This window comes from Rathayibacter sp. AY1H3 (assembly GCF_002932015.1).
On record NZ_PSUU01000033.1, the window covers coordinates 15,021 to 28,104 of the forward strand.

A 13,084-nucleotide genomic window follows, 5' to 3' on the forward strand; every position below is an offset into this window, starting at 1 on the left:
GGACTCCCGACGCACACCGCGCCCTCACGAAGGAGCCCGCACCATGACGCAGCACCCCCGCCTCGAGACCTCCTCCCGCGAGGCCCGCGCATGAGCCGCGGAGTCGCCGTCGTCACGGGCGGCACGGCCGGGCTCGGACGCGCCACGGTCCGCGAGCTCGCCTCCCGCGGCTGGGACGTCGCCGTGCTGGCGCGCGGCGAGGACGGACTGGCGGCCACGGTGGCCGAGATCGAGCAGAAGGGCCGGCGCGGGCTGGGCATCCCGACCGACGTGGCCGACCGCGAGGCCGTCGAGTCGGCGGCCGACCGGGTCGAGGCCGAGCTCGGCCCGATCGAGCTGTGGGTCAACGACGCGATGGTCGGCGTCTTCGGCGAGTTCCTGTCGACCGAGCCCGCCGACTTCGAGCGCGCCGTGGGCGTCAACTTCTTCGGCTTCGTCAACGGCACCCGCGCAGCCCTCTCCCGGATGACCCCGCGCGACCGCGGGCACGTCATCCAGGTCGGCTCCGCCCTCGCGCACCGGGGCATCCCGCTGCAGGCCGCGTACTGCGCCTCCAAGTTCGGCGCCCGAGGCTTCACCGAGGCCGTCACCGCGGAGCTGCTGCACGCGAAGAGCCGCGTGCGCCTGTCCGAGGTCGACATGCCGGCGCTCAACACCATCCAGTTCAACTGGGTGAAGTCGCAGCTGCCGCACCACCCGCAGCCCGTGCCGCCGATCTACGAGCCCGAGGTGGGCGCGATCGCGATCGCCGACGTGGCCGACAAGCCGCGCCGCCGCACCTGGGTCGGCGAGCCGACCGCGGGCACCATCCTCGGCGACCGCTTCGCCGGGCGCTTCATGGACTGGTACCTCGCCCGCAGCGCCTTCGACGGTCAGCAGGCCCCCGACAAGACGGAGCCGATGCTGCCGAACAACGTCTACGAGCCGGTCCCCGGCGATCACGGCGCCCGCGGCCTCTTCAGCGACCGCGCGCACACCATGACGCCCCAGATCTGGATGATCCGCCACCGCGCCCTGAGCTACGCGGGGGCCGCCGCGGCCCTCGCCGCCGGCGCCGCGGGCGTCGTCTCGGCCCTGCGGAGGAAGTGACCGTGGTCGACGCCGTCGTCATCGGGGCGGGCCCCAACGGCCTCGCCGCCGCGGTCACGCTCGCGCGGGCCGGGCTCTCGGTCACCGTGCTCGAGCGCAACGAGACGATCGGCGGCGGCGCGCGCACGGCGGAGCTGACGCTGCCCGGCTTCCACCACGACGTCTGCTCGGCGGTGCACCCGATGGCCCTCGCGTCCGGCTTCTTCCGCGCCTTCGGGCTCGACCGGCGCATCGAGCTGGTCGTCCCCGCGGTCTCGTACGCGCATCCGCTCGACGGCGGCCGCGCGGGCATCGCCTACCGCGACCTCGACCGCACGGTCGAGGCGCTGGGGCGCGATGGAGCGGCGTGGCGCGCCCTGATGGGACCTCTCTCCGAGCGGGCCGACCGCGTCGCGGGCTTCACCAACGACGCGCTGCTGCGGATCCCGACCGACCCGAGCGTGCTGATCCGCTTCGGACTGCGGGTGCTCGAGCAGGGCACCCCGGTGTGGAATCTGCGCTTCCGCGAGGACGTCGCCCCGGCGATGTTCTCCGGGGTCGCCGCGCACTCGATCCGCCCGATGCCGAGCCCGTCGACGGCCGCGGCCGCCCTGGCGCTCGGCGCCTACGCCCACGCGCGCGGCTGGCCGGTGCCGATCGGAGGCAGCCAGTCGATCGTCGACGCGCTCGCCGACGACCTCCGGGCGCACGGCGGCACCATCGAGACCGGCGTCGAGGTGACCTCGCTCTCGGAGCTGCCCCCGGCCCGCGCCGTGCTCGTCGACGGCACGCCGACGGCGCTGCTCGCGATGGCGGGGGACCGGCTGCCCCCGGCGTACGCCGCGGCCCTCCAGCGCTTCCGCTACGGCAACGGCGTGGCCAAGGTCGACTTCGCCCTCGACGGACCGGTGCCGTGGACGAACCCGGAGCTCGCCAGCGCAGGCACGCTGCACGTGGGAGGCAGCCGCGCCGAGATCGCGGCCGCCGAGCGCGACGTGAAGCGCGGCCGGCACAGCCGCAGCCCCTACGTGCTGGTGGCGCAGCCCTCGATCGTCGATCCGACCCGGGCGCCCGAGGGCAAGCACGTCCTCTGGGCGTACACGCACGTCCCCCGGTACTCGCCCGCCGACCAGCAGGAGGCGATCACCGCCCAGATCGAGCGCTTCGCCCCCGGGTTCCGCGACCGCGTGATCGGCGCCTCCTCGATGACCGCCCGCGACATGCAGGCCTACAACCCGAACTACCTGGGCGGGGACATCGCCGCCGGAGCCGCGAGCGTCGCGCAGCTGCTCTCGCGCCCGGTCCTCACGACCGACCCGTGGCGGACGCCCGCGAAGGGGCTCTACCTCTGCTCCTCGTCCACCCCACCCGGGCCGGGCGTGCACGGCATGGCCGGCTGGCACGCCGCCCGCAGCGCGCTGCGGCACGAGTTCGGGGTGCGCGAGTCCCCCGACCTGTCGCCGGAGGCGCACCCGGCCTGAGCCGCCGCCGTTGCGCTGCGCCCGTCGCCGCCCCCGGCCTGCCAGGCTGAGGGACGGCGCCGCCACGCGCCCCACCACCACTCGAAGGAGTCCGCGATGTCCCGCACCACCCGCGTCGTCCACTGCCCGCCCGAGTCCGTCTTCGCGGTGCTCGCCTCCGGCTGGCTGTTCCCGAGCTGGGTCGTCGGCGCGTCGCGGATGCGGAAGGTCGACGCCGACTTCCCGCACGTGGGCTCGCAGCTGCACCACTCCTTCGGCCTCTGGCCGCTCGTGATCGACGACCGCACCACGGTCCTCGAGTGGGACCCGCCGCGCCGGATGGTCATCCAGGCCGCCGGCTGGCCGCTCGGCGAGGCCCGGGTGCGCGTCGAGGTCGAGCCGCACGCGCGCGGCGCGAAGGTGCGGATGCACGAGGCGCCCGTGAAGGGCCCGGGCACGCTCGTCCCGAAGCCGCTGATGCACTCGTTCCTCTGGATCCGCAACCGCGAGGCCGTGCGCCGGCTCGCCCACATGGCCGAGGCGGGAGCCGCGGGCCGCACGCTCGCGCCCGCCTCGCTCCCCTCGCCCGCCGACCGCGCCGGGATCGACCGGCCGAAGCACGTCTGGGCGCGCCTGACCGGAGCGATCGGGTCGATCGCGGTCGGGACGCTCGTGGTCCGCGGCGTCCTCGCGGCCGTGCGGCGCGCCCGGAGCTGACGGGCCCGGACCCGACGGCGCCCGGAGTCGGCGGCGCCCCGGCAGGACGCCGCCCGGGTCAGACGATCCGCTCGACCAGCCGCACGTGCTGCACCGCGACGCGCTTCGGCTCGCCCGCGAAGGCGGCGTCGCGCTCGGGCGAGGCCAGGTACGCCCGCTCGACCTCGGCGAACGCGTCGGCGTCGCCGGCCGTGCTGACCGCCCAGACGAACTCGTTCACCTCGCGGTCGGCGTAGGCGAACTCGATCCGGAAGCCGTGGGCCTCGCGCGCCGGCACGATCCGCTCGGGGAACCAGGCGAGGAAGTCGTCCATCACCGCGTCCATCAGCTCGTAGCGTCGGAGTTGGATCGTCCTGGTCTCGGCTGCAGCGCTCATGCTGCGACGGTACCCGCCCGGCGGCCACGCCGTCGCCGCGCTACGCTCGCCGCCGACAGCCCCACGCCGAGGAGGACAGCACGGACCCCCGCCACCGCTCCCTCGCGCTGCTCGTCGCCGGCTGCTTCTTCATGGAGAACCTCGACGCCACGATCGTGACGACCGCCGCGCCCGCGATCGCCGCCGACCTGGGCGTCGACTCCGCCGCGGTCTCGATCACCGTCACCGCGTTCCTCCTCACCGTCGCCGTCCTCATCCCGGCCTCGGGCTGGCTCAGCGAGCGCTTCGGCGTGCGCCGCGTCTTCACCAGCGCGATCGCCGTCTTCACCCTCGCCTCCCTGCTCTGCGCGCTCAGCCCCACGCTGCCGCTTCTGGTCGGCGCCCGGGTCCTGCAGGGCGTCGGCGGCGCGCTGATGGTGCCGGTCGGCCGGCTCGCGGTGCTGCGGGCGACTCCGCGGGAGGGGATCATCCACGCCATCGCGATCCTGGTCTGGCCGGGACTGGTCGCCCCCGTGATCGCGCCGTTCCTCGGCGGGCTGCTCACGACCGTCGCCTCCTGGCACTGGATCTTCCTGATCAACCTGCCCCTCGGGGTCGTCGCGTTCGCGATCGCGCGCCGGATCGTCCCCGCCACCTCCGAGAGCGCGCCGCCCCCGCTCGACGTCACGGGGCTGGTGCTCGTCGCGGTCGGGCTCGGCGCGCTGGTCGGAGCGGCGGGGCTCCTCACCGGCTCCGAGCTCGACGGGCGGCCGGTGGCGCCGCTGCTCGTCGGCGCGGTCGTGACGGCGCTCGCCGTGCGGCACCTGCGCCGCGCCGAGCATCCGCTCGTGCGGCTCGACGCCTTCCGCTTCCGCACCTTCCGGGTCGCCAACGCGAGCGGATCGCTCTACCGGGCGACCGTGAACGCGGTGCCGTTCCTGCTCCCGCTGCTGTTCCAGGACGCGTTCGGCTGGAGCCCGGTGCAGGCCGGCTCCGTGGTGCTGGCGCTCTTCGCCGGCAACCTGGCGATCAAGCCGGCCACGACTCCGCTGTTGCGGCGCCTCGGCTTCCGCGGGGTGCTGGTCGCGGCGAGCGCGGTCGGGGCGGCGTGCATGGCGGCGATGGCGTTCCTCGAGCCGGCGACTCCGGTGGCGCTCGTGGTGGCGCTGCTGGTGCTGAGCGGAGTGGCCCGCTCGGCGGGCTTCACGGCCTACAACACCGTCACGTTCGCCGAGGTCCCGCAGGAGGGGATGTCGGGCGCGAACACCCTCAACGCCACCACGCAGCAGATCGCGGCCGGACTCGGAGTCGCGGTGGGCGCGGTGGCGCTCGCCGTCGGCACCGCGATCGGGCCCGGCCTCGTCCCGTACCGCGTCGCCTTCCTCGCCCTCGCGGTGCTGACCCTCGTGCCGCTCGCCGCCGCCGCCCGGCTCCCGCGCGACTCCGGGAGCGCCCTCACCGCCTGACCCGCGCGGGCGTCAGGCGAGGCCGAGCGCGATGCCGTCGAGGATGTCGTGCGCGGTCGAGCGGACCCGGTCGACGCCCGGCGACGCCTCGTGGACCGCGCGGAGGACCTCGCCCCAGACCAGCGCGCCGGCCGCCAGCACGTCCTCGCGCCCCGGGCGGACCCAGGGGAGGGCCGCCGTCCCCTCCGGAGACAGTGCGGCGAGCTCGTCGCAGGCGGCGAGGACGTCGGAGAGGGGGAGGGACGTCTCGAGCGCGGCGCGGTCGGTGGTGCGGAGGACGTGCGCGGTGATCGTGAGCACGGTCGCGGCGACGCCGACGACGCTCCGGGCCTGCGAGAGGTCGACGGAGGAGGCGGCCAGCGCGGCGCCCACGTCCGCCCGCATCGCCGCGCGCTCGCCCTCCGTCGGTTCGGCGGCCCGGCGGTGGCGCTCGGTCAGGCGGACGCTGCCGACGTCCATCGAGTGCGCCTGCTCCGGCTCCGCTCCGCCGAGCACGAGCTCGGTCGAGCCGCCGCCGAGGTCGACGACCAGCACGGGCCGGGCGGAGTCGACGGCCGAGACCGCGCCGCGGAAGGAGAGCCGCGCCTCCTCCTCGCCGGAGATCGTCTCCGGGGTGACGCCGAGGATCCGCTCGACGGCGGCGAGGAAGTCCTCGCGGTCGGCGGCGTCGCGGGTGGCCGAGGTGGCGACGAAGCGGAGGCGCTCGGCGCCGGCCTCCTGCGCGGCGGCCGCGTACTCGCGGGTGACGGCGAGGGTCCGCTCGAGCGCGGCCGGGTCGAAGCGGCCGGTGCGGTCGACCCCGCGGCCCAGCCGCACGAGCTCGGTGCGGCGCTGGACGTCCCGGAGGCGGCCGCCCTCCACGTCGGCGATCAGCAGGCGGAGGGAGTTGGTGCCGCAGTCGAGCGCCGCGACGCGCGTGGGGGAGGACATCCGCCCATTCTGCCCGCGCGGCCGGGGCCGGAGGCGGGCGATAGCCTGGGGGAGAGACGAAGGAGCCGCCCGTGCACCAACACCACGTCCGCGTCCACCGCAGCGACGAGGAGCTCCCGCGACACGGGCAGCTCGCCCACGCGATCGCCGAGGTCGCCGCCGATCCGGTCGAGATCGACGACGAGGTCGCCGAGATGGTGGTCAACCGGGTCATCGACAACGCCGCCGTCGCCACCGCGTCGCTCCTGCGCCGCCCGGTCGTCGCCGCCCGCGCGCAGGCTCTCGCGCACCCCGCCTCCATCGGCGGCCAGGGCTCGGTCGTCCTCGGCGTCGACCCGGCCCGCCGGGTCTCGCCCGAGTGGGCGGCCTGGGCCAACGGGGTCGCCGTGCGCGAGCTCGACTACCACGACACGTTCCTGGCGGCCGAGTACTCGCACCCGGGCGACAACATCCCTCCGCTGATCGCCGTCGCCCAGCACGCGGGCATCGGCGGGGCGCAGCTCGTCCGCGGCATCGTCACCGGATACGAGGTCCAGGTCGACCTGGTGCGCGCGATCAGCCTGCACCGGCACAAGATCGACCACGTCGCGCACCTCGGCCCCTCGGCCGCCGCCGGGATCGGCACGCTGCTCGGCCTCGACGTCGCGACGATCGAGCAGGCCGTCGCGCAGGCCCTGCACACGACGACCGCCACGCGGCAGTCGCGCAAGGGCGAGATCTCGAGCTGGAAGGCGTACGCGCCGGCCTTCGCGGGCAAGATGGCGATCGAGGCGGTCGACCGGGCGATGCGCGGTGAGACCAGCCCGTCGCCGATCTACGAGGGCGAGGACGGCGTCATCGCCTGGATGCTCGACGGCGCCGACGCGAGCTACGACGTCCCGCTGCCCGACCGCGGCGAGGCCAAGCGCGCGATCCTCGACACGTACACGAAGGAGCACTCGGCCGAGTACCAGGCGCAGGCGCTGATCGACCTCGCCCGCCACCTGCACCGCACGCACCCCGAGGCCGCCGATCCCGAGCGCGTCGAGCGGATCGTCCTGCACACCTCGCACCACACGCACTTCGTGATCGGCTCGGGCGCGAACGACCCGCAGAAGTACGACCCGGCCGCGTCCCGCGAGACGCTGGACCACTCCGTGCCGTACATCTTCACGGTGGCGCTGCAGGACGGCGCCTGGCACCACGTGCACAGCTACGCCCCCGAGCGGGCCGCCCGCGCCGACACCATCGCGCTCTGGCACCGGGTCACGACGCAGGAGGACGCGGAGTGGACGCGCCGCTACCACTCCACCGATCCGGGCGAGAAGGCGTTCGGCGCCCGCGTCGAGATCCTGATGACGGACGGCACGACGATCGTCGACGAGATCGCGGTGGCGGACGCGCACCCGCTGGGCGCGCACCCGTTCAGCCGAGAGCAGTACGTGTCGAAGTTCCGCACGCTCGCCGCCGACGTGCTCGAGGAGTCCGAGATCGAGCGCTTCCTCGACCTCGCGCAGCGCCTGCCCGAGCTGACCCCGGAGGAGGTCGGCCGCCTCAGCGTGATCGCCGCCCCCGGCGTCCTCGCCTCGATCGAGCCCCCGCGCGGCCTGTTCTGATCCCTCCGCGGGAGCGTCGTCCGCACGCACGGTGACGCGCGCACGGACGGCCTCCCGCGGCGGGGAGCGCCGTCGTCAGGCGGTCTGCTCGGCGACCCAGTCCTGGATCTCGGCGATGAAGCGCCGGCGCGAGAAGACCCGGGTGCGAGCCCGGAAGGAGTCGACGTCGAGCGCGAGCGCACGGCGCACCAGGTCGCTCCAGTCGGGATCGCCCTCGAGGTCGGCGATGACGCCCCCGCCGGCGAGGGACACGCTCTCGCGCACTCCGCCGATGTCGGTCCCGATGACCGGCGTCCCGCAGGCCATCGCCTCGACGGGCATGATCCCGAAGTCCTCGACGGCGGGGAAGACGTACACGAGCGCCTGCGCGTAGAGCGCGCGGATCAGCTGGTCGGAGGGCGAGATGACGAAGGTCACGTCGGCCCGGATCTCCTCGGCGTAGGCGCGGAGCCGCGCCTCCCAGGGGCCGTGCCCGGCGATGACGACCGGGAGCCCGGTGCGGGCTCCGGCGTCCATGACCTTCTCGAGGCGCTTGTAGGGGACGAAACGCGAGGCGCCCAGGATGAACGGCCGCGCGAGCGAGTCGAGGAGGCGCAGCTCGTCGTCGTCGAGCGGGGAGCGCCAGTCGGTGATCGTCGAGAGCAGCTCGGTGTTCACGGGCGGGTAGATGACCCGCGACGGCTGGTGCCACGCGTCGCGCACCCGCTGCCCGGTGAAGAGGCTGTTCACGGCGATGGAGGAGGCCTCGGCGGCGCGGAGGCGGTCGATCGGCTTGAGGAGCAGGCTCGCGGTGCGGGCGGCGAGGCTGCTGCCGCGGCCGTCGCGGTCGGGCTCCCAGATGTAGCGGGCCGGGGTGTGCGCGTAGACGAGCTTGCGGGTCGGTCCGCTGGTGCGGACGTGGTGGGCGAAGAGGTGCGAGCTGACCAGCACCCACTCGCGGGAGGCGCCGACCGGGAGCCGCCACGTGGGCAGCATCGCCGGCAGGGCGAGGACCTTGTGGCGGCGCAGCGGCGTGCGCGCCAGCCAGGACTCCGAGACGGGCCTGCCGACGACCTCGGCGCAGTCGCTCCAGAGGACGCGGACGTCGGCGTCGGCGAAGGCCTCGGTCATCGCCTCGAGCACGCGCTCGGCGCCTCCGCGACGCTCGACCCACTCGTGCACGATCAGGCCGGGACCGACCGGCGGGACGGATCGGGAACGGGTGGTCGCGTCGATGACGGCAGTGATGATGGGCCCCTTCCCCCGGGCGTGCGGTGAGGATCGGGCGGCCATCCGGAGACGGGAGCGGCTCCGAATGCTTATCCGTCGTCGGTGACCGATCAGCAGTGCAGTAGAAGCTAACCGGCTCGTGGAGAAGGAATCGAAAGGCGAGTACGAGTCGTCGCAGAACGACGGGGAAAGGAGAGTCCGATAATCCGGATAAGCCGCGAGTGGAATGGCGAGGATCGTCTGGAGTGCGTCGCGGAGGCGCTCTTCCCTCGGAGATCACAACGATGGAGGAGAGTCGCGGAGAAGAAGAAATCACTCTTTCAGTGACGCCGTGCCGGAAGGATCAGGAGACGCCGATGCGCTGCAGGGTCTGCCACCGCCACTGGTCGCGGACGCCCTCGCGGACGGTGCGCACCGCCCGCCAGCCCAGCTCCCGCTCGGCGCGTGCCGGGTCGGCCCAGCTCGCCGCAAGGTCGCCCGGCCGGCGCCCCACGGCCCGCCACCGGACCGTCTCCCCGCTCGCGCGCTCGACCTCGTCGATCAGCTCGAGGACGCTCGTCGGCGAGCCCGTGCCGAGGTTGTAGACCCGGTGCCCGGGCCGCGCGCGCTCGAGCGCCGCGACATGCCCGGCCGCGAGATCGCAGACGTGGATGTAGTCGCGCAGCCCCGTGCCGTCGGGGGTCGGGTAGTCGTCGCCGAGGACGTCGACGCACCGGGAGGGGTCGCCCGCGGCCCGCGTCAGCACGGGCAGGAGGCTCCCCGGCGCCGTAGCCGGATCCTCGCCGATGCGCCCCGACGGGTGCGCGCCGATGGGATTGAAGTAGCGGAGGCTGACCGCGCGCAGGAGGGGATCGGCGCGCGCGGCGTCGCCGAGGATCTCCTCGATGACGCGCTTGGTCGCGCCGTAGGGGCTCGCCGCGCTCAGCCCGGCGGGGGAGTCCTCCCCGACCGGCATCACGCCGCCCGGGCTGTAGACGGCCGCCGAGCTCGAGAACACGACGGTGCGGATCCCCGATTCCGCCGCGACCGAGAACGCCGCGGTGGCGAGCCCGACGTTGACCGTCCAGTACTCGAGGGGCCGCCGCACCGAGTCGCCGACCGACTTGAGCCCGGCGAGCAGGACCAGGGCGTCGACCGGTCCGTGGGCGGCGAGGAAGCGGGTCAGCGCGGCCGTGTCGCGCGCATCGGCGATCAGGCGGGGGACCACCGAGCCGGTCAGCTCCTCCACCGCGTCGAGGGTCCGCTCGCTCGCGTGCGAGAGGTCGTCCACGACCAGCGCCTCGTGGCCGCTCTCGAGGAGCGCGACGGCGGTGTGGCTCCCGATGTAGCCCGCTCCGCCCACCAGAAGGACTCGCATGCGGGGGAGCCTAGATCGGCTCTCGCGCGGCGTCGGCGCCGCTGCCGGGCCCGCGGGTCCGTCGATCCGCGCCGCCGTCACCCGTGCGCGGGACGCCCTCTGCCGCGGTCGTAGCCCGCGATCGCCGCGGACTCGACGGCGAGCGCGACCAGCTTCTCGCCGACCGGGCGGGGCACCACTCCGAGCGCGGCGTCCGCGACTCCCGCGACCAGTGCCGTCCGCCGCTCGCTCCCGCCGCGGGCCAGGAGGCGCACGGCCGCGTCCCACGCGCCGGCCGCGGGCACCGCCTCCCGCACCTGCTCGGGGTGCAGCCGCTCGAAGGTGCGGCGGGCCGCCCCCGAGAGGAACGCGCGCCGGCTGCGGACCGCCGCCGAGACGGAGGCGCCGTGGTGCAGGGCCTCGGCGCCGGGCTCGATCCGCACCGGCACTCCCAGGCGGTGCAGCCGGTAGCCCCAGTCGACATCCTCCCAGCCGTACTCGCGGTAGTCGGTGCTGTAGCCGCCGACCCGGTCGTACGTCGCCCGCGTCACCGAGACGTTGCCGCCCCAGTAGCGCCAGGAGGCGTCGGAACCCGCCGCGTAGGCGCCGCGGCGGAAGCGCTCGCCGGCGGGTCGGCCGTAGGCGCGCGAGTAGGCGGTGCCCGGGTCGACGTCGGGGCAGAGGCCGACGACGCCGACGACCGCGTCCCGGTGGGCCCCGACGTGCGCGGCGGCCCAGCCCGGGCCGGGCTCGAGGTCGTCGTCGCAGCGGATCAGCACGTCGCCCCGCGCGGCGTCGAAGCCGGCGGTGAGCGCGGCGGAGCGCCCCCGGTTCTCGGGGAGCACGACGCGGCGCACGGGCACGGGGGAGGCGTCGAGGGCGCGCTCGCTGGCATCGACGACGCCGTCGAGGACCACGACCACGTCGAGGTCGCGGTGGGTCTGAGCCGCGAGGGCGGCGAGGAGGCGGGGCAGGCGGGCCGCACCCGCGTAGCTGGGGACGACGACGCTCGCGACGCTCATCGTGGCTCCTCGCCGCGCGGGCTGCTCTCGACCAGGAGCAGCTCCTCCAGCCCGCTCAGCACGCGCGCCAGGTCGTCGGCGATGGCGCCGGGATCGGTGGAGTGGAGGCGGGCGAGCCGGTCGGCCAGGCCGGAGAAGTCCTGCGGCTCGTCGTCGAGCGCCCGCCAGGTCGCGGCCACGCTCTCGCGCAGCGCGTAGGGGCTGCCCATCGGGGAGACGTCCAGCGGGAGCACCAGGACGCGCCCGTTCAGATCGACGGAGGCCGTGTCCGGGCGGCGCCGCCAGAGAAGGAGCCGGGGGTCCTCTGCCATCTTCTCCGCGTCCTCTCCGCTGATCACCGCCAGTGCGAGTAGAAATCCGCCAGCGCCTCTTATGGCGACGCCTCTCTCGCTATGTTTGCCGCCGACGCGCCAAGGGGTGTACGTCGAGCGACAGCACCGGAGGGCCGCCAATGTCGGAGTCTAATCCGCTCGCATCCAGCGATATCAGCGATAAGAGTGAGAAGAAGAGCGCGAATTCCGCGGGCGTCTTCGCACGGCGGACGGTCGTGGCCGGAGCGGTCTGGTCGGTGCCCGCGGTGATGCTGGCGCAGTCCGCCTCCGCCGTCTCGATCAGCTGCTTCCCGGTGGGCACGGTCTTCCAGGCGGTCGCCCGCGGACGCCTCCTCAGCGGCTTCCTCGGCGGCGTGAACCTCGACAATGTCGCCGGTGTCTCGGGCGTGACGGCGACTGCGCCGGCGTCGGGACCGAATCCGCCCGACCCGGTCGTCGTGACGGGCGGCGTCAACGCCACGGTACTGAACGGCATCGCCGTGAACGCGACCGGGCTGACCGGCACGCTCTCCTCCCTCCTCACGCTGGCGGCTCCCGCCGGCGTCGGCACCCTCAACCAGTACGCGGAGGCGAGCACCACCGGCACCGTCCGCGGAGCCTCCGGTGCGATCACCAATGCCGGCCAGCTGGCGCTGACCCCGACCTCGGGGAGCTACCCCGACTTCGGCACCGTCAACCTGCAGGCGATCCTCGCCGCCGTCGGCAGGCCGGATCTGTCTGACCTCCTGACCAACGTTGCCGGGCTCACCCTGCAGATCGGCGCCGTCACCGGACGCGCTGCTCTTCAGTCGGCCTGCGTGCCCGGGTCGGACAACCTGCAGCGCGACTACCAGATCACCAGGCTGAACCTGGTGCTCACGTCGACTGCGCTGACAGCTCTCGTCACCGCGGTGAGGAACGCCCTTGCTCTGATCGAAGACATTCGTGTTGCCACGGTCGCTGTTGTCACGGTCGACGTCGCCGCCATCCTGGCGGGAAACCTGCCCGGCGGAGGTCAGCCGATCCAGGCGAGCCTCGGGACGACTCCGGCGACGCTGACGATCGATCTCGCCTCGCTTCTCGGTCCTGCTCCCGGGCAGCCCGGGAGCACGCAGTTCGGCTCCTACTCCGCCTTCCTCAACAACCTGCCGCCGAACTCGACTCTCCTCGTGGACAGCGGTCTCGGCGTTCCGGCAGCAGCCCTGACCGCTTTCACGACGACTCTGGTCACTGTTCTCACGCAGAGGCTGCGCGAGAACATCAGGATCCTCGGGATCCCGCTGAACGGCCCTGACGTGCTCGCCAACGTCTTGACCCTGGTCCTGAACGTGCTGAACCCGTTGCTCGCGGCCCTGCCGGCTCTTGTCGGAGCCGTTGTCACCACCGCGATCACCCCGGTCTTCACCGCCCTGCGGGACGTCATCCAGATCGACGTCAACGCGCAGAACCGCTCGACCAACCCGACCGGGCCCGCCGCCCTCGAGGCGCTCCCCGTCGGCCGCTACGACGTCGCGGCGCTCTACATCCGCGCGGTGGGGCTCGTGAACCTGCTCGACCTGTTCATCGCCCGCGGCTCCGTCGGGCCGAACGTCCGCACGGGCTAGCCGCGCGCTCG

At 74.2% G+C, this 13,084-nt stretch carries 12 protein-coding genes; 6 read left to right on the forward strand and 6 right to left on the reverse strand.

The window, feature by feature from the left end; all coding sequences use genetic code 11:
• Positions 1-90 precede the first annotated feature (90 nt).
• The 3 genes from C5C33_RS13000 (at position 91) to C5C33_RS13010 (ending at position 3,245) form a co-directional block, all read left to right on the forward strand.
• Positions 91-1,089 carry an SDR family oxidoreductase gene (locus C5C33_RS13000; protein WP_104233564.1) on the forward strand — a complete coding sequence of 333 codons (999 nt, stop codon included), beginning with the start codon at positions 91-93 and terminating at the stop codon, positions 1,087-1,089.
• A gap of 2 nt (positions 1,090-1,091) precedes the next feature.
• Positions 1,092-2,549, forward strand: a complete 1,458-nt coding sequence (locus tag C5C33_RS13005; RefSeq protein ID WP_374953827.1) for a phytoene desaturase family protein — start codon at positions 1,092-1,094, stop codon at positions 2,547-2,549.
• 96 nt (positions 2,550-2,645) lie between these two features.
• Entirely contained in the window at positions 2,646-3,245 is a 600-nt protein-coding gene (locus tag C5C33_RS13010; RefSeq protein ID WP_104233566.1) for an SRPBCC domain-containing protein, read from the forward strand.
• Between the two features lie 58 nt (positions 3,246-3,303).
• Here the strand turns inward: C5C33_RS13010 and C5C33_RS13015 are convergent, their stop codons facing one another.
• Positions 3,304-3,621: an NIPSNAP family protein gene (locus C5C33_RS13015; protein ID WP_104248004.1), complete on the reverse strand. Its 318-nt coding sequence runs from the start codon at positions 3,619-3,621 to the stop codon at positions 3,304-3,306.
• Positions 3,622-3,752: 131 nt separating this feature from the next.
• Between C5C33_RS13015 and C5C33_RS13020 the strand changes: the two genes are divergently transcribed.
• Positions 3,753-5,066 (forward strand): MFS transporter, encoded by a 1,314-nt coding sequence (locus tag C5C33_RS13020; RefSeq protein ID WP_104261305.1) that lies wholly within the window; start codon positions 3,753-3,755, stop codon positions 5,064-5,066.
• A gap of 12 nt (positions 5,067-5,078) precedes the next feature.
• Here the strand turns inward: C5C33_RS13020 and C5C33_RS13025 are convergent, their stop codons facing one another.
• Entirely contained in the window at positions 5,079-5,996 is a 918-nt protein-coding gene (locus tag C5C33_RS13025; protein WP_104248006.1) for an exopolyphosphatase, read from the reverse strand.
• Between the two features lie 71 nt (positions 5,997-6,067).
• On the opposite strand from C5C33_RS13025, the gene C5C33_RS13030 reads away from it, so the two are divergent.
• Positions 6,068-7,591: an MmgE/PrpD family protein gene (locus tag C5C33_RS13030; RefSeq protein WP_104261306.1), complete on the forward strand. Its 1,524-nt coding sequence runs from the start codon at positions 6,068-6,070 to the stop codon at positions 7,589-7,591.
• Between the two features lie 75 nt (positions 7,592-7,666).
• Here the strand turns inward: C5C33_RS13030 and C5C33_RS13035 are convergent, their stop codons facing one another.
• From C5C33_RS13035 to C5C33_RS13050, 4 genes are all read right to left on the reverse strand, one after another.
• Positions 7,667-8,863, reverse strand: a complete 1,197-nt coding sequence (locus tag C5C33_RS13035; protein WP_104261307.1) for a glycosyltransferase — start codon at positions 8,861-8,863, stop codon at positions 7,667-7,669.
• A gap of 280 nt (positions 8,864-9,143) precedes the next feature.
• Positions 9,144-10,157, reverse strand: coding sequence for a UDP-glucose 4-epimerase GalE (gene galE, locus C5C33_RS13040; protein WP_104248008.1), 1,014 nt, complete (start codon positions 10,155-10,157; stop codon positions 9,144-9,146).
• A gap of 77 nt (positions 10,158-10,234) precedes the next feature.
• A complete protein-coding gene (locus C5C33_RS13045; protein ID WP_104261308.1) occupies positions 10,235-11,158 on the reverse strand; it encodes a glycosyltransferase family 2 protein in 924 nt (307 codons plus the stop codon).
• Positions 11,155-11,469, reverse strand: coding sequence for a hypothetical protein (locus C5C33_RS13050; RefSeq protein WP_146076975.1), 315 nt, complete (start codon positions 11,467-11,469; stop codon positions 11,155-11,157). The genes C5C33_RS13045 and C5C33_RS13050 overlap by 4 nt, the downstream gene beginning before the upstream one ends.
• A gap of 236 nt (positions 11,470-11,705) precedes the next feature.
• Here C5C33_RS13050 and C5C33_RS13055 point away from each other — a divergent pair, with 236 nt between their 5' ends.
• A complete protein-coding gene (locus C5C33_RS13055) occupies positions 11,706-13,073 on the forward strand; it encodes a choice-of-anchor G family protein (protein WP_104261309.1) in 1,368 nt (455 codons plus the stop codon).
• Positions 13,074-13,084: the final 11 nt, after the last annotated feature.

Coding starts and splice junctions, on each gene's coding strand:
- C5C33_RS13010 (WP_104233566.1), top strand. CDS start 2,646: ATGTCCCGCACCACCCGCGTCGTCCACTGCCCGCCCGAGTCCGTCTTC.
- galE (WP_104248008.1), bottom strand. CDS start 10,157: ATGCGAGTCCTTCTGGTGGGCGGAGCGGGCTACATCGGGAGCCACACC.
- C5C33_RS13015 (WP_104248004.1), bottom strand. CDS start 3,621: ATGAGCGCTGCAGCCGAGACCAGGACGATCCAACTCCGACGCTACGAG.
- C5C33_RS13025 (WP_104248006.1), bottom strand. CDS start 5,996: ATGTCCTCCCCCACGCGCGTCGCGGCGCTCGACTGCGGCACCAACTCC.
- C5C33_RS13050 (WP_146076975.1), bottom strand. CDS start 11,469: ATGGCAGAGGACCCCCGGCTCCTTCTCTGGCGGCGCCGCCCGGACACG.
- C5C33_RS13035 (WP_104261307.1), bottom strand. CDS start 8,863: ATGGCCGCCCGATCCTCACCGCACGCCCGGGGGAAGGGGCCCATCATC.
- C5C33_RS13020 (WP_104261305.1), top strand. CDS start 3,753: ATGGAGAACCTCGACGCCACGATCGTGACGACCGCCGCGCCCGCGATC.
- C5C33_RS13000 (WP_104233564.1), top strand. CDS start 91: ATGAGCCGCGGAGTCGCCGTCGTCACGGGCGGCACGGCCGGGCTCGGA.
- C5C33_RS13045 (WP_104261308.1), bottom strand. CDS start 11,158: ATGAGCGTCGCGAGCGTCGTCGTCCCCAGCTACGCGGGTGCGGCCCGC.